The organism is Cryobacterium sp. TMT2-15-1 (assembly GCF_004402345.1).
Lineage (GTDB): Bacteria > Actinomycetota > Actinomycetes > Actinomycetales > Microbacteriaceae > Cryobacterium > Cryobacterium sandaracinum.
Window position 1 is genome coordinate 70684 of the sequence record NZ_SOGD01000019.1, and the last position, 21960, is coordinate 92643.

Consider the following 21960-nt stretch of genomic DNA (forward strand, 5'->3'; position numbering starts at 1 on the left):
GAGAAAAGTGAACGAGAACTGGAAGATCACGCTCGGCGAACTTGACGAGAAGATGGGCGTGACCATTGTCGAGCAGTCCGCGGAGCGGGTCGTCGCGACGATGCCGGTGGAGGGCAACCGGCAGTCCTTCGGGCTGCTGCACGGCGGGGCATCCGTCGCCTTCGCCGAAGCACTCGGCTCGTGGGCTGCCGTGATTCATGCGGGCCCGGGGCGAAGCGCGGTGGGCCTCGACATCAACGCGACCCACCACCTCGCGGCGCGGTCGGGAATCGTGACCGGGGTGGCGACGGCCATCCGGCTCGGGCGTACGATCGCCTGCCACGAGATCGTGATCAGCGACGACCAGGGCCGTCGGCTGTGCACTGCACGCATCACGAACCTGATCGTCGACGCGCCCGACCGACCGCCGTTCGTGCCCCGGGCGCAAGACGGCGCGACACCGGTGGACTAATCTCACTTACATGAACGCATCGGACCCTGACCAGGAGCCCCGGCCCAACCCCGGGAGCGACGCCCGCTGGACGTTCCTGACCAACCACGCCCACGTGCTCGTCACGATCGCGCGGGATCCACAGTGCCGGATGCGCGAGGTGGCCTCCCGGGTGGGCGTCACCGAGCGCGGCGCCCAGAAGATCATCGCCGATCTCGTGGCGAGCGGGTACATCACGAGAACCCGGGTCGGGCGGCGCAACAGCTACCAGATCGCCCCCGGGCGACCATTCCGGCATCCGGTGTCCGAAGGCCACGAACTCGACGAGCTGCTCGCCGTGCTCGTGCCGGTCCCACCCCCCACGTTGGACACCTGAACGGCAGTTCGCTAATCTGGGAGTGTTCTGATCGTTTCTGCGTCATTCATCCCCCAGATCGGAGAGTCCGCCGTGAGCACCGAAGGCACCACCCCCTCAGGTACACCGGAAACCGCCGAGGCATCCACGCCGGCGCCGTCGCCGGCCGGCGGCATCGTCGTCGGCCACGACGGCTCGGCCTTCGCAGACCACGCGCTCACCACGGCGTTCGAGCTCGCCGCACCGTTGCACGCCCCGGTCGTGATCGTGCGCGCCTGGTCAATCGACACCGCACCCAGGCCCGCGAACTGGGAATTCGGCTACGTGTCGACGTTCGCCGAATACTCGGAGGCGGTTCGGGCCGCACTGATCGAGGACACCGCTGCGCTGGTGCATGCCTTCCCGCACGTGAGTGTCGACTACCGGGCCGTGCATGCGGGGCCTGCCCGCAGCCTGATCGAGGTGTCGCGTGAGGCACGGATGCTCGTGGTCGGTTCCCGCGGGCGCGGCAACCTGGCTGGACTGTTGTTGGGCTCGGTCAGCGACCAGTGCACCCGGCTCTCGGTCTGCCCGGTGCTGGTGACGCGCAAACGGCCGAATCGCTGACCCAGACGGATGCCCACCACCTCTCCCGCAGCGGCAGCCACCGAGCACGCCGCCTGGCACACCCTCTCGGCCGCTGGAACCATGGCGGCGCAGGACGTCGACGCCCGCACCGGGCTCGCCGCATCCGAGGTCGACGACCGCCGTCGGCGATACGGACCGAACCTGCTGCGTAAGCCGAACCGCGTGCCGACCTGGCGCAAGATCGTGCGCCTTCTCGGCGAGAAGATGACGATCGTGCTCCTGGTGGCCGCGGTCGTCAGCGCCGTCGTCTCGCGGGAACTCGAGACGCCGATCGTAATCCTGGTCGTGATCATCCTCAACACCGTTCTGAATTATGTGCAGGAGCGGCGGGCCGAGAGTAGCCTTCAGGCGCTGCAGCAACTGTCGGAAGGCAAGGCCGTCGCTCGGCGGGACGGAACCGAACTCGAGGTGCAATTCTCCGATCTTGTGCCGGGGGACATCGTGCTCCTCGACGCCGGGGACTCCGTTCCGGCGGACGGTCGCATCATCGAGAATGCCGGTTTGCAGGTGGCCGAGGCGACCCTGACCGGGGAATCCGAGCCGGTCGGGAAGACGATTCCCGCTCTGGACGATGCGGAACTGCCGCTCGCAGACCGCACCAACATGCTTTTCATGAACACCCTGGTCACCCGCGGCCGCGCCACCATGGTGGTCACCGACACCGGCATGGGCACGGCCGTCGGCGGCATCGCGGTGCTGTTGAACGAGGTGAAGAACGACAAAACACCGTTGCAGCGGAGGATCGACCAGCTGGCCCAGCTGCTCACCGTTGCGGCGCTGGTCGTGGTGGCGATCGTCTTCGTGCTGGGCCTCCTGCGCGGGGACTCCTGGACCGAGCTGCTGATCACCGCCGTCTCGCTGGCCGTGGCGACCATTCCTGAGGGTCTCACCGCGGTCGTCGCGTTCACCCTGGCGATGGGCGCTTCGCGGCTGGCCGCCCGAGGCGCCATCATCAAGCAGCTCTCGGCGGTGGAAACCCTCGGCAGCGTCAGCCATATCGCCACCGATAAGACCGGCACGCTGACCATGAACGAGATGACGGCCCGCCGACTGCACACCCATGACCGCGATTTCCGCATCACCGGCGAGGGCTACTCCACCGACGGCCGGATCCTCACCGGCGATGACCGTCCCCTACCTGACCTCACCGAGGCGTTCCTGACCATGGCCCTGTGCAATGACGCCGTACTGAACGACGGCATGCTGGTCGGCGACCCCACCGAAGGAGCCCTGGCCGTACTCGCCGAGAAGGGCGGCATCGACGTCGCAGCTGCGAGGCGGACCCACCCCCGGGTAGCCGAAGTGCCCTTCGACTCCGACTACAAATTCATGGCCACATTCCACCGGCCGGCAGAGCCGACGACCGGACTGCCGCGACCTCCCGGACACCGCTGCTTCGCCAAGGGCGCACCGGGCGCACTGCTGCCCCTGACCGACTCGGTGCTCACCGACGACGGCATCCGCCCTCTCGATGCCACCATGCAGCAACGGATCCACGACACCATCCAGGAACTGGCCGGTGAGGGTCTGCGCACGATCATGGTCGCCGGACGCACCCTCGACGCCGGCACCGTTCCGGGCGACGACTCGGGTCGCTCCCTGGTCACCGGGCTGACCCTCTACGCCATCGTCGGAATCGTCGATCCACCCCGGGTCGAGGCGGCCAAGGCCATCGCGGTGGCGCTCGGCGCCGGCATCCGCGTGCACATGATCACGGGCGACCACCTTGTGACGGCCTCGGCCATCGCCCGCAACCTGGGCCTGCCCGGAGAGGCTGCTGCCGGTCCGACGCTGGACGACCTCGACGACCACGCGCTCGCCGCCCGGGCCGCTGACTACGGGGTGCTCGCCCGGGTCACCCCGGCACACAAGATCCGGGTGGTCAGGGCGTTGCAGGCCGGCGGCAATGTCGTTGCAATGACCGGTGATGGCGTCAACGACGCGCCGGCCCTGAAGCAGGCCGACATCGGCATCGCCATGGGTATCACCGGCACGGATGTCTCCAAAGGCGCCGCAAACATGATCCTCACCGACGACAACTTCTCCACGATCGTCGCCGCGGTGCGGGAGGGACGCGGCATCTACGCCAACATCCTGAAGTTCGTCAGGTTCCAGCTGACTACGGCGTGGGGATTCGTGCTCATCTTCCTGATCGCGGGCGTCACCGGGTGGGCCGCAGGCGCGCCGTTCACGGCGCTTCAGATCCTCTGGGTCAACATCATCATGGACGGCCCACCCGCACTGGCGCTCGGCTTGGATCCGGCCGAACCCGGAACGATGAGCCGTCCTCCGCGCCCGTCCGACGAACCTCTGCTCACCCGGGACAGGATGCTGCGTATTCTCGGGCTCGGCCTCGTCATGGCCGCGGGAACCCTGACCGTGTTGACCCAGGCGTCCGCCCTGTTCCCGGACAGTGCGGGCAACGCGGCCTTCGCCACCACCCTCGCGTTCACGACCTTCGTCTTCTACCAGGTGTTCAACCTGCTCAACGTGCGCTCGGACACCCACTCCGTTTTCTCACTCCAGACGTTCACCAACCGCAGCATCTGGCTGGCACTCACCGCCGTGATCATCCTGCAGGTCCTCGTGGTGCAGCTGGACGTGCTCCAGGGACTCTTCGACACGACCTCCCTCACGTCGGCCCAGTGGGGTCTGTGCGTGCTGGTCGGGTCGTCGGTGCTCTGGATCGAGGAGGCCCGAAAAGCCATCGTGCGGGCAGCCGGGCATCGCGCAGCTCGCCGCTGAGGCCTGCCCGCCCCGCAACGCGAGAAGAGGCACCCACCGTGACGGCGGATGCCCCTTCTCGCGTTATTTCAGGAGGTGCTGGAGTTGCTGCCGACTACATTCCGGCGAGGTCGCGCACCGACGTGTCGCCGGGGGCCGCGTTCGTGAAGGAGGCCTCGATCTCGGCGCGGCCCAGCAGCTCATCCATGCGGCGGCGACGCTGCTTCGGGATGAGCGTGACGACGGTACCGGACTTGCCGGCGCGCCCGGTACGACCGGAGCGGTGCAGGTAGGTCTTGTATTCGTCGGGAGCGTCGGCCTGGATGACCAGGTCGATGTCATCCACGTGGATGCCGCGAGCCGCGACATCCGTCGCCACCAGCACGTTGACGCGACCGCTGGTCAGCATCTGCAGGTTGCGCGTGCGTCGAGCCTGGTTCAGGTCGCCGTGCAGGCTGGTGGCCTTCACGCCGGCGTCTTCGAGCTGCTCGGCGAGCTGTTCGGCGTAGGCACGGGTGCGCGAGAAGATCAGCGTCTTGCCCTGGCGGTCGACGAGCTGGCCGATGATGGCGCTCTTGTCGCGGTGCTCGATGACGAGCACGCGGTGATCGATGGTGGAGGAGGCCTGATCTTCGCCGGCAACCTCGTGCACGGCCGGGTTGATCAGGAATTCCTTGACCAGCTGGGCGACGCCCTTGTCGAGGGTGGCCGAGAAGAGTAGCTTCTGGCCGCCCTTCTTGGTTTGGCGCAGGATGCGCTGAACCGGCTCGAGAAAGCCCAGGTCGCACATGTAGTCGGCCTCGTCAAGGACGGTGACGACGACCTCGCTCAGGTCGAGGCGACCCTGCTCGATGAGGTCTTCGATGCGGCCGGCGGTGCCGATGATGATGTCCACGCCACGCTGGAGGGCGCTGACCTGGCGGTACTGCGGAACGCCGCCGTAAATCTGGGTGGTGAAGAGGCCGACGCTGCGGGCGATGGGCTGGATGGTGCGGTCGATCTGCAGAGCCAGCTCACGGGTCGGGGCCAGAATGAGCGCGCGAGGCTTGCGGGCCATCTTGCGGTCCTTGGCGCCGTTGTTCTCCAGCAGCTTCTCCACGAGGGGAGCGCCGAAGGCGATGGTCTTGCCGGAACCGGTCTTGCCACGGCCCAGCACGTCGCGCCCGGCGAGGACGTCCGGGATGGTCGCGGCCTGGATCGGGAACGGAGTCGCGGCACCGAGGGTAGCGAGCTCGCGCACGATGTTCTCACCGAGGCCCAGGTCGCCGAAGGTCACGCCGACGACTTCGGCGGCCGTGGTCGCGATGGCTTCGAGGCGCTCAAGCACGACGTCGTCACCGGCGGCGAAGTGCGCCTTGGTGTCGCGGTCGGGGTAGAAGTTGCTGGAGTGGCCGCCATCGGATGCCGAGCGGGCCGGACGCGCCGGACGATCGGAGTGCGAACGCTCGGAACGGTCGTAGCCGCCACGCTCGGTGCGGGCCGGACGGTCGCCGTAGGACGGACGGTCGTTGTTATACGCCGGACGGTCGGTGCGCGGGGCGCGGTCGCCGTAGGACGGACGGTCGTTGTTGTACGCCGGACGGTCGGTGCGCGGGGCACGATCGCCGTAGGACGGACGGTCGTTGTTGTACGCCGGACGATCCGTGCGCGGAGCGCGGTCGCCGTACGACGGACGGTCGTTGTTATACGCCGGACGATCCGTACGCGGACGGTCGTTGTTATAAGACGGACGATCCGTACGCGGACGGTCGTTGTTGTACGCCGGGCGATCCGTACGCGGACGGTCGTTGTTATAAGACGGACGATCCGTACGCGGACGGTCGTTGTTATAAGACGGACGATCCGTACGCGGGGCGCGGTCGCCGTACGACGGACGATCCGTACGCGGGGCGCGGTCGCCGTACGACGGACGGTCGTTGTTATACGCCGGACGGTCCGTGCGCGGACGGTCGCTGTTGTACGACGGGCGGTCTCCGCGCGGGGCTCCACCAGAAGAGGGACGGTCGCTGCGATTCGGGCGGTCGCCATAGGCGGGGCGCTCGGAGCGCTGGCCGTAGGCCGGGCGGTCGTTGCCGGCAGGGCGGCCGTTGCCGTAGGCGGGACGGTCATTGCCTGCGGGGCGGCCGGCGGCTCGGTCGGCACGCTCGCCGGCGTTCCACCGCGCTTTCTTGGGTGCACCCTCGGCGGCGTTGTGGCCGCGGTGTCCGGGACTCTTGCTGCCGCCCTTGGACGGTCCACCCTTGGCGGAGTACTTGGGATCGAAGTTCTTAGGCATGGAAAATGTTCCTGGGTTGTATTGGGTACATGGCAGAACAACGCCGCACACGCGACGCAACCTGAGAACCCGGGCAGTCTATGGCCGGGGCCGTTCACATACAGTGATTTTTCACCAGCGGATTACTGGGAAACCGGCCCATCCTGACTTACAAACCCATCCGCGCACACAAAATAACACGCGGTGTCAAGAGCCGACCTGTCTACGTTACCTGATCGATGCCGCAATGTCACGGTTCACCTTCACCGCTTACTCTGTTCACATGCTGACGACCATCACCATTGAGTCCCCGCGGCAGCCGGAGATCGCCGAGTTGCTGCGATTGAGCGGCGATTACGCCCAATCGCTGTACCCACCGGAGAGCAACTTTCTGCTCGACGTCGACGAGCTCGAGCAGCCGGGTGTCGCCGTGTACGTTGTGCGGGATGCGACGGCCCGCGCCCTGGGGATCGCCGCGCTGGTGGGTGGGGCCGGCACCGCCAGCGCGGCGGAGCTGAAGCGCATGTTCGTGCACCCCGATGCCCGGGGCCGCGGCGTGGCCGCCCGCCTGCTGGCGGGGATCGAGACGGATGCCGCGGCCCGCGGCATCCGGGAAATCGTGCTGGAGACCGGGCCGGAGAGCCATGCGGCGCTCTCCTTCTATCGGAGCGTCGGCTACCGGGAGGTTCCCCTGTTCGGTCAGTACGTGGGCGAAGCCTTCAGCGTCTGCTTCGCCAAGACGATCCCGGGAACCCGGCCATGACCCGGGAGCGGGCAACCGCCGGCACTTCGGCGCAGGTGAGTGTGCATCGCGCACGGAGGACGGTGTCCTGGCTGGGAGTGGCCGCGACCAGCCCGAGAATCGTGCAGGCGGTCAAGGCCGCCATCGCCGTCGCCATCGCCTGGTCGATCGCGCCGTTGCTGCCTGGTGTGGCCGACGACTACCCCTACTACGCCCCGTTGGGCGCGCTAGTGAGCATGTACCCGACGCTGATGAGTTCGGTGCGGAACGCCCTGCAGACCCTGGGCGGCCTCACCGTCGGAATCCTGCTCGCGGGGGCGGTCATTGTTTTGAGCGAGCCGAACGTTCTCACCATCTCGCTCGCGGTCGGCGTCGGCGCCGCGATCTCGGCCACCGGCTGGTTCGGCGCGAGCCGGGAGTACATCCCGGTGACGGCGCTGTTCGTGCTGATCGTCGGCGGGCCGAATGCCGACGGTTATTCCATCGGGTATCTGGTGCAGATGACGCTGGGAATCGTGATCGGCCTCGCCGTGAACCTCCTCTTCTTTCCGCCGTTGGCCTTCGAAGCCGTCGGCCGGCAGCTGATCCGCTTTCGCCGCACCCTGGCCGACCAGCTCTCGGAGGTGGCCGACGCCCTGGCCGACAGCTGGCCACCTGAACGGGACGGATGGGCCTCCCGCAGTCAGGAGCTCGTGGCGGTCGGCCGCGCGGTGCGCGCGGCGGTCAGCCACGCCGATGACAGTCGCAAGGGCAACCCACGCGCCCACGCGCATCAGCGGGATCTTCGCTCGGACTACGACGAGCTGTCGGCCCTTGAGGACGTGACCTTCCATGTGCGCGACTTGACGGAGGTGCTCGCCGCGGCGGTCTGGGGTCAGCCGGTCCAGCTCGAGTTGCACCCCGAGTTGCGGCCGGCGCTCGGCCGGACCTTACACGCCGCGGCCGCCGTGCTGCGGGACTGGGACACGGATGATGACGAGCAGGCGGCATTCGCCGAGGCGGATGCCGCCCTGACGGACCTGATGACCGAGCTGGACGAGCGGCGAAACTCTGCCCCGGTGACGTCGCTGGGGGTCGCGGCGACGGTCGCGATGGACGTCACCCGCATTCTCACCGCCCTACGGCCGTATATCCTGCCGGAGGCCGACGAGGGCGACCAGGCCGACGCCGCCCCCGACCCGACGCCGACGCGCTGACCCAGGCGAGGATGCCCCACCCCGCCCCCCGAACGGGATTCGGTGAGGCGCGAGAGACGAATTAGTCTCGATGCACTACCCCGCAGCTCGGAGCACACGTGAACACCGGCCCACGCCATCCCCGATTCGGCTCGCATCGCATCCGTTTTCTGACGATTGCCGGCGCGGTGAGCATCGCCATGGCTGCGACGGCCCTCCTCGGCGGCTTCCGCCCCCCGCTGTATTCCGTGACGCCCGACGAACCCGGCGACCAGCGCAGCGAGCTCGTCACGACCCAGATCGTCGGCATCCGAACGTTCGAGCGGCCAGAAGGCATCACGGTCGACGAAAATGTTGAGTACGGCACCCAGGCCGACGGTGCCGTGCTCACCCTCGACGTGTGCTCGCCGACGATCACCCCCGCTGCGGAAACGACCCTCGAGGCGGCGCCGCCGGTCGTGCTGTCATCGGAGGACGCGGCGGCCGCGCTGCGTCCGGCCGTCATCTCCATCCACGGCGGCAGTTGGGCCCGAGGCGACAAGGGCAACAGCGACTGGCGCGCAGTCTGCGCCTGGCTCGCCTCCGAGGGATTCGTCGCCTACTCGGTGAACTACCGGATGGTACCGGATGCCGTGTTCCCCGCCGCGCTCGACGACGTCGCCCTGGCCGTGGAGTGGGCCCGCGACCCCGTCAATGCGCAGACCTACGGCATCGACCCCGACCGGATCGGCGTGTTCGGCGGCTCGGCCGGCGGCAACCTCGCCGCACTGCTCGGCACCCGCGGCTCAGGGTCGCTGACCACGGGGGCCCGGGTCGCCGCGGTCGCCGAACTCTCCGCGCCGCTCGACCTCAGCCACAAGGCGCTCGTCACGGGCCGGGCCCCCGCGGGGCTGCAGAACATTGTGCGCGACTACGTCGGCTGCGAAACCCTGCGCGGCTGCGCCAATGCCACGGCCGCGTCGCCGGCGAGCACCCTCGACCGCAGCGATCCGCCCGTATTCCTCGGCTCGTCGACCGACGAGTACATTCCGCTGTCGCAGGCCACCGGGTATGCGGCGGCACTCGAACGCTCGGGCGTCGCCCACGAGCTCGTGACGGTGCCGGGGACGCTGCACTCGATCGGCATCCTCGACGCCGTCATGCGCGAAAAGGTGGCTGCCTTCCTGCACACGACGCTCGGCGAGTAGCCGCGGGGCCCTCTGGCGGCGGGCCCGCGGTGCGCCGCGTCCTCGCGGCGCAGCGTAGGGAAGCGGGCACATGTCCTAACGTGCGCCCGCTGCCACAGGATGCGCCGCGAGCGTTGTGGAGGCCGCGAGCCACGGCAGGCAGCGCGGAGGCGGGGAGCCGAGGGCAGGCAACACATGCGCCGCAGGGCTACGTGCCACGGATGCGCCGGGAGAGCTGCGCGGCGGTGCCGCCGAGCTGCGCGGCGAGCGCCGGCCAGTCCGCCTCGGCGATGCGCTCGCGCGGGAAGGTGACGGCGATGCCCGCGGCGGGCCAGCCCGCGTGGTCGCGCACGGCCACGGCGACGGATGCCATCCCCTCCGTGATCTCCCCGTCCTCCAGGGCATACCCGTCCCGGCGCACCTGTTCAAGCAGGGTGCGCAGCTCCGCCCTGGTGCGTGGTCCCCGGCCGTGGCGCGTGACGAAGGCGGCGGCGTTGGGGTACAGCGCCCGCAGCTGGGCTGCCGGCAGCGCGGCGAGGAGCGCACGCCCGCTCGCGGTGAGGTGGCTCGGGAGGCGCACGCCGACATCCGTCACCAGCGACGGGCGCCGGGGGGCACGCTCCTCGACGAGGTAGATCACGTCGCGCCCGTGCAGCACGACGAGGTGGGCGCTCTCACCGAGCCGGTCGACCAGCGCAGCGACGAGCGGACGGCCAAGGTGTGAGAGGGGCTGCTGCCGGGAGAAGCCCGAGCTCAGCTCGAAGGCGGCCAGGCCGAGGCCGTATCGCTGTTCCTCGGGCAGGTGCACCACGAAGCCCTGGTCGGCGAGCACCGCGAGCAGGTCGTAAACGCTCGAGCGGGGCAGCCCGAGGGCCGTGGCGATCTGGGACGCCGGCACCGGGCCACGCTGCGTGGCCAGGTGGGAGAGGATGCGCAGCGTGCTTTGCGCCGCCGGAACCTTCGACGGGGTCATGCGCCTGCCTCCCCGTGAACGGTGTGTGTGAACGGTGCGTGTGAACGGTGCGTGAACGGCACCGAATAAATGTCCGGTATCCCGGACAGTATCAAGCCTAAACCCGTCGTGCGGGCGGCCCGGCTGGTGTCGAATCGGAGGATGAATCTCGCTAGCGCATCTGTCACCGTGGGTACCGGCCCGATCTCGTTCGCCGACGTCACCGCGGTGGCCCGCCACGATGCGCCCGTCCTGCTGCCCGCGGCGGCGCGTGAGGGCGTCGCCTCGACGCGCCGCATCATCGAGGGACTCGCACAGGACGTGCACCCGCACTACGGGATTTCTACCGGCTTCGGGGCTCTTGCGACGACGTTCATCGAGAGCGACCGCCGCGCCCAGCTGCAGGCAAGCCTGGTGCGCTCACACGCCGCGGGCAGCGGTCCCGAGGTCGAGCGCGAGGTCGTGCGCGCGCTGATGCTGCTCCGCCTGTCGACTCTGATGACCGGGCGCACCGGCGTGCGGCTCGTGGTCGCCGAGACCTACGCGGCCCTGCTCAACGCCGGGATCACCCCCGTCGTACACGAATACGGCTCGCTCGGCTGCTCGGGCGACCTCGCACCGCTCGCGCACTGCGCGCTCGCGGCGATGGGCGAGGGTCTGGTGCGGGATGCGTCCGGCACCCTGATGGACGGTGGTCTGGCCCTGGCCACGGCCGGCATCACCCCGGTCGTGCTGGCCGAGAAGGAGGGGCTCGCCCTGATCAACGGCACCGACGGCATGCTCGGGATGCTCGTGCTCGCCCTCGCCGACCTGTCCCGCCTGCTCACGACCGCTGACATCGCTGCGGCCATGAGTGTCGAGGCCCTCCTCGGCACGGATGCCGCCTTCGCCGCCGACTTGCAGGCCCTCCGCCCCCAGCTCGGCCAGGCCACGAGCGCGGCCAATCTGCGCGCGCTGCTGGCCGGTTCCCCGCTGCTCGCCAGCCACGCCGGTCCCGACGACCCCACCGTGCAGGACGCCTACTCCCTCCGCTGCGCCCCGCAGGTGCACGGCGCCGCCCGGGACACGATGGACCACGCCGCCCTGATCGCCGGCCGCGAGCTGGCCAGCGCGGTTGACAATCCCGTGGTCACCCTTGACGGCCGGGTGCGGTCCAACGGCAACTTCCACGGCGCCCCGGTGGGCTACGTGCTCGACTTCCTCGCGATCGCCGCGGCGGACGTCGCGAGCATGAGCGAGCGGCGCACCGACCGCCACCTCGACGCGAATCGCAACAAGGGACTGCCGCCGTTCCTGGCGCACGAGGTCGGCGTCGACTCGGGGCTGATGATCGCCCAGTACACCGCCGCCGGGATCGTGTCGGTTTTGAAGCGGCTGGCGGTGCCGGCATCCGTCGACTCGATCCCGTCGTCGGCCATGCAGGAGGACCATGTGTCGATGGGCTGGGCGTCCGCCCGCAAGCTGCGGCACTCGATCGACGGCCTCGGCCGGGTGCTCGCGATCGAGGTGATGACGGCGTCGCGCTCACTCGACCTGCGCGCGCCGCTCCCTCCCGGCGCGGCCACCGGCGCGGTGCGGGCCCTCGTGCGCACGGTGGCCGACGGCCCCGGCCACGACCGGTTCCTCTCCCCCGAGATCGAGGCGATCGTGGGCCTCGTGGCGTCGGGCGCGGTGCGGGATGCCGCGGCGGGCGTGGTCGGGCCGCTGGCCTGAGGCCCGCCAGGCATCGCAGGGCAGCACGGACTCCGGGCTGCGTCAATCGCTTGTCGGCCCCACGGGCCCATGTCATGATGTCACCCGCTAACCCGTTGCAACCGCCCCGGAATTGCCCGTCGATGCCCTGAATCGATGCCCTGAAACAGTGGACTGTGGAGACTCATGAACCCCTCCCCCCGATCTCGCCTCCGCCTTTCCCTGCCCCCGGTCCCGGTCCCGCCACGGTACCTGGCGACGCAGCTCGCCGTCTCCGTCATCGTGGCCCTCACGATTTTCGGGACACCCGCACGGTCCCTCGCCGACGACGCCCCTATTGCTGCGACGGAGGATCCGGCTGCCGCGGTGCCCGCTGTCCGTGATGCATGCGCCAGGCTCTTCCCGACGGATGCCCCGGCGGCCGCGGATCCGGCTCTGCCCGCGGATCCGGCTCAGCCCTCCGGGCCGGCCGACTCGGCTGCCGCGCCCTGCCCCATGGATGCACCGACTCCTTCCTCGGTGCCGACGCTCACCCCGACACCCGTCCCCGAGCCCGAGCCCGAGTCCGAGCCAACAATCGCCCCTGCCCCCACGCTCGAACCGGCACCGGCTCCAGCCCCCACGACGGAGCCGATGGGTGAGCCGTCCCCGACACCAACACCCACACCCACCACTCCCTCAGTGTTCGGCGAGGAGCCGTCCACACCCACGGAGCCTGAACCGGCCGCCGAGCCTACTGCACAGGCACCGGCACCGGCAGAGCTGACCGTGGAGGCCGGATCAGCCTCAGCCGATCGAGCTGCAGCAGCAGAAGCGCAGGCCGCCGCCGCCCGCACGGCCGAGGCTCAGGCATCCGCCGCCCGAGCAGCAGCAGCCCGAACGGCCGCCGCCGCCACTCAGGCCGCCTACGACGCCGCGAAACTCGCCTACGCCGGGGCCAAGGCCGACTATGACGCCACTGTCGTGCAGGCCGATCTGGTGCGCGACTACGGCGCCGACGCCGCCGCCAGGGCCGAGGCATCCCGGCGGGCGCTGGCGACGCTCGTTCGCGCCACCCTGCAGCGATCGGGGCCCGAAGCCGTGGACGTGCTGCTCGCGGGCAGCAGCGACGGCAATGATTTGCTCGCCCGGCTCGCCACGCTCGACAGCCTGGACCGGCTCACGAACAGCCTCGACGAGGTGCAGGCCCAGGTCGACGCCGACACGAAGCGTGAGGAAGCACTGCAAGACCAGGACGCCGCACTTCGGGCCGCGATCGAGGCCATCCCGCTCGCCGACACCCGCCTCGCCATGGAGGGCGCCCAGCAGGAGCTCGATGCGGCCTCCGCTGAGGTGACCGATCTCTCGGCGAGCACGCCGGTCGCCCTGGTTCTGACACCGCTGCCCAACCTGGTTCCCGCGGGCGGCACCGACGACTTCGGCGGCCGGCTCGGAGGCCAACCGAGCGATGCGGGCTGGGCCGCGCCGGCGGTCGGCTCCCTGACGGATGCCTTCGGTCCCCGGCACGATAAACCGCTGCCTGAGGTGAACGACGTCCACGGCGGCACCGACATCGGCGCGGCGTGCGGGGCGGCCGTCTATGCGGCGAGCGCGGGGGTCGTGGTCACGGCAGCACCCCTCGGGACCTACGGCAACTGGATCCTGATCAACCACGGCAACGGTATTGCCACCGGCTATGCGCATCTCGCCGAGGGCCAGACCCTCGTGAGCGTCGGCGAGACGGTCATCGCCGGGCAGGTCATCGCGAGCATCGGCAGCACCGGGGCCTCCACCGGCTGCCACCTGCACTTCGAGGTGCGAACGGACGGCACCGCCGTCGACCCGCGGCCGTTCCTGGTGCAGCGCGGTGTGCCGTTCGGCTGAGTGCCTCGTGAGCGCGCCAAGCTGGGGTCGTTCACGCCCAACGCGGCCGCGCATGCCGTGCAGATAATCGCCGACCCAAACCGCTACATGACCAACTACGACGCAGCTCGTGCTGTCGTGGCCGCACGGACGACTGGGGATGCAGCGCGACCCGTCATGGTGGACACCGTCCCCCGGTCCCGCGACACAACCCTCACCACCACCATCAACCGCGCCACGACCAGGACACCGACCCCCGCGCCGGCACCGACGTCGATGCCGCCTAGGCGTGGAACTCTAGCGGAACGCCCCGCAGCGACAGTCTCGATACTCCGGTTGGTGCATCCCTGAGATTGCGGGTCAAGTTCCCGATCAGTTGTCGACGAGGGTGATTTCGAAGCTATAGCAGTCGGGCGCTTGGCAGTGCTGCCCGAATTGGGCAGGGAAAGGAGTGAGCTCTCGGATGCGTTCGCTGCGCTGCTTCGCGACTGACATAGTCACGCCGCGCGAGTCCGGGCGAATGCCTGGCCGACCCGTCCAGATCCCGCAGGGAGCCGCGGTCGTGGCTCGTGCGCCAGCGACCGGAAGGCCTGCGAGCTAATGGCCCCATCGATCCTTCGCGCAAGCACCCCGGTCCGTGGAATCAAATTCAGGGGCATCGGTTCCCCCGCACTGGCATCTGCCATGTAAGTCGTAACCCTTAGGATTCATGCAGAACACAGATGTGCACAGCACCCGCACCACCGATCAGAGACGAAATATGAAACTCCTTGCTCCGTCACTTCGCCTAGCCATCGTGCTCCTCGGCATAGCGGCGATCGTGTCGACATTCTTCGACACAGCCACCCGCGCCACGATCAACCCCTTCAACTTTTTCGGTTTTTTCACAATGCAGAGCAACATCATTGTGGTCATCGTGCTGGCAGTCTCCGCCTTCGTTTCCTTCCTCGGGAGACACCAATCCCCACGTTTGGTGTTGGCGAGGGGGTGTGCCACTACCTACATAGTGATTACCGGATTCGTTTACAACTTGCTGCTCGCCGGGCTCGAAGGAGGCGTCTCTCTGGCCTGGGCCAACACCGTGTTGCACGTCGTCCTGCCCCTCGCCGCAGCACTCGATTGGCTGATCTTCAACGACCGCAGCCCCCTCCGATGGAACGAAATATGGATCGCCCTCATTTACCCGATCGTGTGGATCATGGTCGTGCTCGTCCGCGGGGCAACCGACGGATGGGTGCCTTACCCCTTCTTGAACCCGGCCCAGGGCTACAGCATCGTCGCGCTCTACGCTCTTGCTATCGCTGTTGCCACCGTCATTTTCGCCGCCGTCATCTGGACCGTAAGTCGGTTGAACCCCCTTCGCAGCCCCGCGCTGGCAGAGATGCGCTAGCTAAACCCCCTAAAGTGTTCGGGACCGAGGCGTCCGGTTGCACGACTGGAGAGCCGTGCGTCGTAGGCCCCCAGCCGGGAAACCCAATAGCTGAACCGGTCGCTCATGTCTCCTGGTCCCACGATGGGGCGCACCCGCCGAACCCGCCCCCTTGTAGAACAGGCGCTCCTCCAACACGGCGTGCGCGGTGAACTTTGCACCGACCTCCTACGTCATGCCTTCTTCAGTGGATCATTTCCCCAGTTCATCAGCGAGTATCGCCATCGTGAGTGCTCGACATCGGAATCCGGTCCCTGTGCCCTGTGCCGCTTCACGTAGCTGACGACCTTATGCATATGTTCGACATCGGACGCAGTCAGATCGGCTTTCTTCGTTTCAAGAATTGTCACGATCCTGCGACCGGACTTGTGCCCGATGGACTCTCCGCTGCCATCGTTTTTTTGTCCGACTTCCTTGGATTCATCCGTGTCGAGCCACAATTTGAGCTCACTGACGGTCATCGTGATCGCGTCTTTCCAGTCATCCCAGATCTCATCGACATCGTTCTGCTTATCTGCCATGAATCAATCATTGCTGTGATGATGCGCGGCAACAAGGGTCTTTCAGGCTCCGCGTAAAAAGTCCTCCGAGGTGGGAGTGAGATGTTCTCGGGCGAGCCGAATCCGCCAGCAGGAACCGTCCCTGTAGCGCTCCGCATCGGAGTTCCCCCACTCCGATGATCAGCCCTGGTTCTCTTGCTCGTCTTTCCCTGGGCGACACAACCGGGGCTTTTTCGTTCGATAACGGCGACGCTTTTGCAACCCCGTCGACAGCTGTCTCCTCGGCCCCTACTCGAGGCCCTAGCCTTCGATCATGACTTCTACTGTTGCGCTCTGCAAGATATGCCCTTAGACCGCAAAAAAAATGCAGTCGGAGGCACAGTCGGCGTGGCTAGGAGCCACTGTGAAGGCTCTTTTCACACTGTGACGCCCACGTGTATTAAAGGCCCCGCTCTGGGTGCGTGTTCTCGCAGCTGGATGCGGGCGATAAGCGCCAACACGCCATTTCGTGAGCGAGAGTATGACGAGATCGAGCGAGTAGTCCTCGCACCGTTGATACTGGAACCCCGAGTTCGCCCGCGATCACCGAGTAACTAGAGCCCGAGCATGACCCGCATCAACCAAGACTTCAAACACCTACCGTCATGCAATGTCGATAGCTTTTGCCACGCGGTAACACACGACTCCTGCACGACGTCGTCGGCTTCCGCACCCGAGCCGATTAACCGCAGAGCGCAACAGCGCATCAGCGGTCGATGCCGGCGCACCAGAATCGCAAAGGCAGCGTCGATTCCCGCGACGGCGTAGGTGACAAGGACACCATCAGTGTTGTCCTCAAATTGCGGCGTGCCAACGTCGTAAAGTGGCATCACGTCCTCGCCGGCCGGGCCGCCCGTGGCAGCGTGCGGCAGCGCCGGCCGGTGATCGAAACCATTCATTTGGTCTCGCACAGGACTGATCGCGGTCATGCGCTCACCACCCGGGTGGATCCGGATTCTGCGCTTGATGTCAAGTGCGTAATCACATCGCGAAACGCTGTGAAGGTTGTCCAGCGAATAACGTCGCCGATTTCCATTTCTTCGAAACTCTCGTTCTATTGCGACACACAGCCGAGGAGTCCCCCCGAATTGCCTTCTCGAGGCTCGCGACGCACCAGCCAACCGTGAGCGACAACCTGAGTGATTGACCTGCCGTGACTGCGGAATTTGTCAAGGTGAATGAGGCCAGCGTGAGTTTAGGCGGCTAGTTTCGGCTCTTTTTCTTGAGCGGCGGGTTTGTTGATCCAGGCTGCGTCGGGGGTGGCGAGGATCTTCGGGTCGCAGCTGGTGCTGCAGCGCTCGGGGTTTCGGGCGCGCGCGGTGGCGAGGGTCGCCGCCCGCTCGGCGGATTTGCCGGCGGCGAGGCCGTAGTGGACGTCGGCGTCGTCTCTCGCCCCGACGCGGCTTCCCAAATCGGTCCTGCGGTCGATAACTGCCGTGGCCACGGTGGTGAGTTTGAGGCGATGCGATGCGATGCGATGCGATGCGATGCGATGCGATGCGATGCGACAACGTAAATTCTGATGCGCAGGCCTTGGCCGATCGAGCAAGCCACGGGCGTCGGAACGCTCGATGTCGCCGACGATGGCCCCCTCTAACTTTTAACTCTATGCAGGGCCTCCTCCTGGGAGCTTTGGTGCGACTGAGACACGGTAAACATTGCCCAAGAGGATACTCCCGCCGTTTAAGCGGTCGGATCCAGAAAAGGAATCGGGCTGATCTCATGGCCACCAACGGGCACTCTTCCTGGCCGTCATCGGACAATTATGCCCGACCTCGAGGAAGCCTGGGTCGCCGCCCAAGACACATCCGGCGGGCCCGGGAGGTTCCTCCGCAAAGACACCGCGTTCACGTTGTTCGTCATTGACAAGTGGTTGCTGGACCGATCCACGGAATCGGTGCGGGGCATGCTGCTGGGGCGCCGTTACGCTGAGAACGGGCGCATTCAAGGGTCTTTTGGTCACCGAGCGAGCGCATCTGCCTCAGTTCCCGGCGGGTGCGGTCGACAGGACCGAATCGTCGATCGGCGGGGTTTTTCCCGCAATGGCGGAAGCGCGTCGACGTCAGTGTCCGCCTCAGCGAAACGCGTGAGCGCTCACCGTCCAGGCGTACGACAGAGGGCAAAACCAAATTTCTGGCAGGGGTGTGACGGGCGGTTAGGCATACCGATCGCGTGCTTCGTGCGGGACCGATTTGTGCCGGTCCGGCAGGTATGCCTGTGCGGGTGGAGGTTGTTCTGCGGGATTGGTAGCGACGTCCCGCCTCAATGCCAGGGGGGGGGGGAACCGCACCGCCCGGTTCATGTGACCTTCGCGTCCGAACGCGGGTCGGCTTGCGGGCGAGACGCCTCAACCTAGACCGATCTAGTCGGGCCCGGTGGACTCGTGCCTCTCGCTACACTGAACGTGTCGCTCGAACGGGCCTCATCACTATGCGCGGCCGGAGGTGCTGTCATGTTGAGCACTCCCCCCGTCGTGCTGCGATTTCCGTTCCAGGGCCGGTGGACCGCAGAGAACAGTCCGGCGAACCGTGTTCCCAGCCATGGCACCTATCTGCTCGGCACGACCTTCGCAATCGACTTCATCGCCGTCGACGAACGAGGCCGTTCGGCGAAGCACGGTTGGCGCTCCGTGCTAGCGACGGAGCCCCCCGAGCTCTTTGCCGGATTCGGCGCCCCGATCCTTGCGCCGGCATCGGGCACAGTCGTTGCCGCGGTCGACGGTGAGCTTGATCACGAGGCCCGGCGCTCACAATTGGCGTTGATTCCCTACGCGCTCTCCCAAGCGCGCCGAGTTCGAGAGGGCGTGCGCGCGATCGCGGGCAATCACGTGGTCATCGCACTGCAGCCGGCCGGGCCATTTGTGCTCATCGCCCATCTCCAGCGAGGATCGGTGAGCGTCGCAGTTGGATCGGTGGTCATGGTCGGCGAGAACATCGGATCATGCGGGAACTCGGGCAACAGCACGCAGCCTCACGTGCACGTGCAAGTCACGGACTCAACGGCCTGGCCGACGGCGCGGGGCGGGCCGATCGTCTTTGAGCGCCCTCAGGTCAACGGTGGCAACTGGCTGCCGAGGAACGGGGAGGCCTTCACGGCCGCATGAATGGCGCAGGCAGCCACCCGCCATGCCGCCTCTCAGCTTTTCGCGCACTAACAGTTCGGCTTCAGTGATCACGGCATCACGCTTGTTGACGCGGACCCAAAACAGGGCCCTTGCTGGCGACATCGTTGGATGTTGGACAGCAAGCCTGAGCCGCATCGATCCGGCGTCGAGTCAACCCTACGTTGGCAAGTGTGTGCGGATCGAAGCGGGCGTCCCCAATGACCCAGGGCACGTCATCCATGATCGCCGACGCACATAATCCGGGTTCACGGTCCGTCTCGTTTATCTCTGTCCCGGGGTGGGTCGAGGCGTGCGCTTCGCGCGACGGCGTGGCGGTCGCCGGAGTAGCTGACCGGGCTCGACGAAAGTTCGACCGCGCAGAATACTGGATCCTGGCCGAGGATGTCGCCGGCCTCCAAGGTCTCCTCACCGTGTTTCCGGAACTGAACGACGATGCGGCCGGGGCTAAGAATGCGATCGCGATGACCGAGGCACGCCCACGACCGAGTACCCCATGTCGATGAGGCGCGAGGTGACTTCCCTGTTGCGCACACTCTGATTCGACCGGCGGCTCCGACTCGCGGCGGTCGTCAGGGCGACCGCGGGTCACACTACTCAGGGTCCCGTGAATTCGCAGAAGTGAGCTGTTCCCAACCCTCAGCCATCTGAGTCCACCGCAGGGCACTCGCTCACTGCTGGCGCAGGAGAGCAAGGAATTCGTCGGCCATTGCGAGCTGATCCCGCAGCCCCTGGCGCCGCTCCTCGGCCTGTGCAATGAAGGACTCCAGGTCCGACCTCACGGCGGCGATGTCGGCGCCCTCGATGGCGCCGTCCAGTGTGTCGATGGTCTTGAGGAGCGACATCATTTCTTCAAGCGAGAAGCCCAGCGGCTTCATGCGCCGGATCAGGATCAGCCGGGCCTGGTCTTCGTCCGTGTAGAGGCGGAAGCCGCCATCGGTCCGGCCTGAGGCCCTGAGCAAACCGATTTCGTCGTAGTGGCGGATGGTTCGTAGTGACAGTCCGGTGCGTTCGGCCAGCTCGCCGATATGCATCGTTGCCGTGGACTCAGTCGGTGACATGGCGGTACCTCTCACGCGTCAACTCAAACATAACCCTAACGTTAGGGTAGAGTTGTGATCGTCGGCTGACAATGAATGCCAGTCCACCATCCATCCTCGCCGTTCCGGCGCATGGTTGTGCGCATCGGGCGCACCCCTTTCCCTTCGCCCCATTCTGGCCCGCCACCGCGAGCCCTCGTCCCTGGAGGCCCCATGGCTCTCGTTCAGAAATCCCTCGCACCCGACCGTTACAAAGCCGAACCATCGGTGATGACAGCGCTGCGCACCCCGCGGCTCCTCACTCGGGAAGTCCTCGCCGGCCTTGTCGTGGCGATGGCGCTGATCCCGGAGGCGATCTCGTTCTCCATCATCGCTGGAGTCGACCCACGGGTTGGGTTGTTCTCGTCCTTCGTGATGGCTGTATCCATTGCGTTCCTCGGCGGCCGCCCCGCGATGATCACCGCCGCAACGGGAGCCATCGCCCTGGTGATCGCCCCCGTAGCACGCGAGTACGGCATGGATTATTTCATCGCCACGGTCATCCTGGCCGGGCTCCTTCAGGTGATCCTGGGCGTGCTGGGTGTGGCCAAGCTCATGCGTTTCATCCCCCGCAGCGTCATGGTCGGCTTCGTGAACGCCCTGGCCATCCTCATCTTCATCGCACAGTTGCCGCAACTGCTTGGCGTACCGTTCATGGTGTACCCGCTGGTGGCCATCGGAATCATCATCATGGTCGTCATGCCCCGGTTCACCAAGATCATCCCCGCCCCGTTGGTCGCCATCGTGGTGCTGACCATCGCAACCGTCACCATCGCAATCAACGTGCCCACCGTCGGCGACCAGGGCAAATTGCCCAAGAGCCTCCCCGAACTCTTCATTCCGAACGTCCCCCTCAACTTCGAGACGCTCACGATCATCGCCCCCTACGCGCTGGCCATGGCCATGGTCGGCATCCTCGAGTCCCTGATGACGGCCAAACTCGTCGACGAGGTCACCGACACCCACTCCCACAAGACCCGCGAGACTTGGGGTCAGGGCGTCTCCAACATGCTCTCCGGCTTCTTCGGCGGCATGGGCGGGTGCGCCATGATCGGCCAGACCATGATCAACGTGAAGGCCTCCGGCGCCCGAACCCGCATCTCCACGTTCCTTGCCGGCGTATTCCTGCTGATCCTGGTCATCGCTCTCGGCGATGTCGTCGCCATCATCCCCATGGCCGCCCTGGTGGCCGTGATGATCATCGTCTCGGTGCTGACCTTCGACTGGCACAGCATCCGTCCGTCCACACTTCAGAGGATGCCCAAGAGCGAAACCACGGTCATGGTCGCCACAGTCGCTGTGGTCGTAATTACCCACAACCTCGCCATCGGCGTAGTCGTCGGGGTTCTCGTGGCAATGGTCGCCTTCGCCCGCCGGGTGGCGCACCTCGTAGACGTTGAACGCAGCTTGTCCAATGATGAGTCTGTCCCGACTGCGTACTACACCGTGACCGGCGCGCTCTTTTTCGCATCAAGCAACGACCTCACCACCCAGTTCGAGTATGCAGAAGACCCGGACCGCATCGTCATCGACATGGCCGCCTCCCACATCTGGGACGCCTCTACCGTCGCAGCCCTCGACTCCATCACGAACAAATATGAACGTCTCGGCAAACGCGCTGTGATCGTGGGTATGAACGATGCCAGCACCAATATCCACGCCCGTCTCGCCGGCAACCTCGGCGGGGGTCACTGACCCCACCGGCCGAGCAGCATCCGTCGCCGACTCCCCGCCGCGGCGTAGACAGGTTCGCGGGAGGTGGAGAAGTCGGCGAGGACGTGGGCGATGTCCGCGGTCATGCCCTGGACCCGGTGAATGGGAACGGGTCCCCCA

The 21960-nt window shown here is 66.9% G+C and carries 18 protein-coding genes; 12 read left to right on the forward strand and 6 right to left on the reverse strand.

Annotated features, from left to right (window positions below; all coding sequences use genetic code 11):
• Positions 1-52 precede the first annotated feature (52 nt).
• The 4 genes from E3O62_RS04075 to E3O62_RS04090 all read left to right on the forward strand — a co-directional run bounded on the left by E3O62_RS04075 (position 53) and on the right by E3O62_RS04090 (position 4157).
• Positions 53-451 (forward strand): hotdog fold thioesterase, encoded by a 399-nt coding sequence (locus E3O62_RS04075; protein ID WP_134397657.1) that lies wholly within the window; start codon positions 53-55, stop codon positions 449-451.
• 10 nt (positions 452-461) lie between these two features.
• Positions 462-806, forward strand: coding sequence for a winged helix-turn-helix domain-containing protein (locus E3O62_RS04080; protein WP_134394016.1), 345 nt, complete (start codon positions 462-464; stop codon positions 804-806).
• Positions 807-878: 72 nt separating this feature from the next.
• Positions 879-1391 carry a universal stress protein gene (locus E3O62_RS04085; RefSeq protein ID WP_198413755.1) on the forward strand — a complete coding sequence of 171 codons (513 nt, stop codon included), beginning with the start codon at positions 879-881 and terminating at the stop codon, positions 1389-1391.
• Positions 1392-1400: 9 nt separating this feature from the next.
• Positions 1401-4157 carry an HAD-IC family P-type ATPase gene (locus E3O62_RS04090; RefSeq protein WP_134397628.1) on the forward strand — a complete coding sequence of 919 codons (2757 nt, stop codon included), beginning with the start codon at positions 1401-1403 and terminating at the stop codon, positions 4155-4157.
• 94 nt (positions 4158-4251) lie between these two features.
• Here E3O62_RS04090 and E3O62_RS04095 read toward each other — a convergent pair whose 3' ends face one another.
• On the reverse strand, positions 4252-6411 hold the full coding sequence (locus E3O62_RS04095; protein WP_134397629.1) for a DEAD/DEAH box helicase: 2160 nt from the start codon (positions 6409-6411) through the stop codon (positions 4252-4254).
• 262 nt (positions 6412-6673) lie between these two features.
• On the opposite strand from E3O62_RS04095, the gene E3O62_RS04100 reads away from it, so the two are divergent.
• The 3 genes from E3O62_RS04100 to E3O62_RS04110 all read left to right on the forward strand — a co-directional run bounded on the left by E3O62_RS04100 (position 6674) and on the right by E3O62_RS04110 (position 9494).
• Positions 6674-7153: a GNAT family N-acetyltransferase gene (locus tag E3O62_RS04100; protein ID WP_134397630.1), complete on the forward strand. Its 480-nt coding sequence runs from the start codon at positions 6674-6676 to the stop codon at positions 7151-7153.
• A 62-nt stretch (positions 7154-7215) separates the two neighbouring features.
• Positions 7216-8328 (forward strand): aromatic acid exporter family protein, encoded by a 1113-nt coding sequence (locus E3O62_RS04105; protein WP_134397631.1) that lies wholly within the window; start codon positions 7216-7218, stop codon positions 8326-8328.
• Between the two features lie 98 nt (positions 8329-8426).
• Positions 8427-9494 carry an alpha/beta hydrolase gene (locus E3O62_RS04110; RefSeq protein ID WP_134397632.1) on the forward strand — a complete coding sequence of 356 codons (1068 nt, stop codon included), beginning with the start codon at positions 8427-8429 and terminating at the stop codon, positions 9492-9494.
• A gap of 187 nt (positions 9495-9681) precedes the next feature.
• On the opposite strand, the gene E3O62_RS04115 is transcribed toward E3O62_RS04110, so the two are convergent.
• Positions 9682-10446, reverse strand: coding sequence for an IclR family transcriptional regulator (locus tag E3O62_RS04115; RefSeq protein WP_134397633.1), 765 nt, complete (start codon positions 10444-10446; stop codon positions 9682-9684).
• A 141-nt stretch (positions 10447-10587) separates the two neighbouring features.
• Between E3O62_RS04115 and hutH the strand changes: the two genes are divergently transcribed.
• From hutH to E3O62_RS04130, 3 genes are all read left to right on the forward strand, one after another.
• Entirely contained in the window at positions 10588-12138 is a 1551-nt protein-coding gene (gene hutH, locus E3O62_RS04120) for a histidine ammonia-lyase (protein WP_241973306.1), read from the forward strand.
• Positions 12139-12303: 165 nt separating this feature from the next.
• Entirely contained in the window at positions 12304-13980 is a 1677-nt protein-coding gene (locus tag E3O62_RS04125; protein WP_134397635.1) for a M23 family metallopeptidase, read from the forward strand.
• A gap of 688 nt (positions 13981-14668) precedes the next feature.
• Positions 14669-15349 carry a Pr6Pr family membrane protein gene (locus E3O62_RS04130; RefSeq protein WP_134397636.1) on the forward strand — a complete coding sequence of 227 codons (681 nt, stop codon included), beginning with the start codon at positions 14669-14671 and terminating at the stop codon, positions 15347-15349.
• Positions 15350-15561: 212 nt separating this feature from the next.
• Here the strand turns inward: E3O62_RS04130 and E3O62_RS04135 are convergent, their stop codons facing one another.
• From E3O62_RS04135 to E3O62_RS04145, 3 genes are all read right to left on the reverse strand, one after another.
• A complete protein-coding gene (locus tag E3O62_RS04135) occupies positions 15562-15909 on the reverse strand; it encodes a DUF3140 domain-containing protein (protein ID WP_134394026.1) in 348 nt (115 codons plus the stop codon).
• 572 nt (positions 15910-16481) lie between these two features.
• Positions 16482-16856 carry an RNA polymerase sigma factor gene (locus E3O62_RS17020; RefSeq protein WP_241973307.1) on the reverse strand — a complete coding sequence of 125 codons (375 nt, stop codon included), beginning with the start codon at positions 16854-16856 and terminating at the stop codon, positions 16482-16484.
• A gap of 266 nt (positions 16857-17122) precedes the next feature.
• Positions 17123-17371: a hypothetical protein gene (locus E3O62_RS04145; RefSeq protein ID WP_370448881.1), complete on the reverse strand. Its 249-nt coding sequence runs from the start codon at positions 17369-17371 to the stop codon at positions 17123-17125.
• 1008 nt (positions 17372-18379) lie between these two features.
• Between E3O62_RS04145 and E3O62_RS04150 the strand changes: the two genes are divergently transcribed.
• The gene (locus tag E3O62_RS04150) at positions 18380-19030 is read left to right on the forward strand and encodes a peptidoglycan DD-metalloendopeptidase family protein (RefSeq protein WP_134397637.1); all 651 of its coding nucleotides are present in this window, start codon (positions 18380-18382) and stop codon (positions 19028-19030) included.
• 689 nt (positions 19031-19719) lie between these two features.
• On the opposite strand, the gene E3O62_RS04155 is transcribed toward E3O62_RS04150, so the two are convergent.
• Positions 19720-20082 (reverse strand): MerR family transcriptional regulator, encoded by a 363-nt coding sequence (locus E3O62_RS04155; protein WP_241973308.1) that lies wholly within the window; start codon positions 20080-20082, stop codon positions 19720-19722.
• A gap of 219 nt (positions 20083-20301) precedes the next feature.
• Between E3O62_RS04155 and E3O62_RS04160 the strand changes: the two genes are divergently transcribed.
• Positions 20302-21822, forward strand: a complete 1521-nt coding sequence (locus E3O62_RS04160) for a SulP family inorganic anion transporter (protein WP_134397639.1) — start codon at positions 20302-20304, stop codon at positions 21820-21822.
• The last annotated feature ends 138 nt before the right edge of the window (positions 21823-21960 follow it).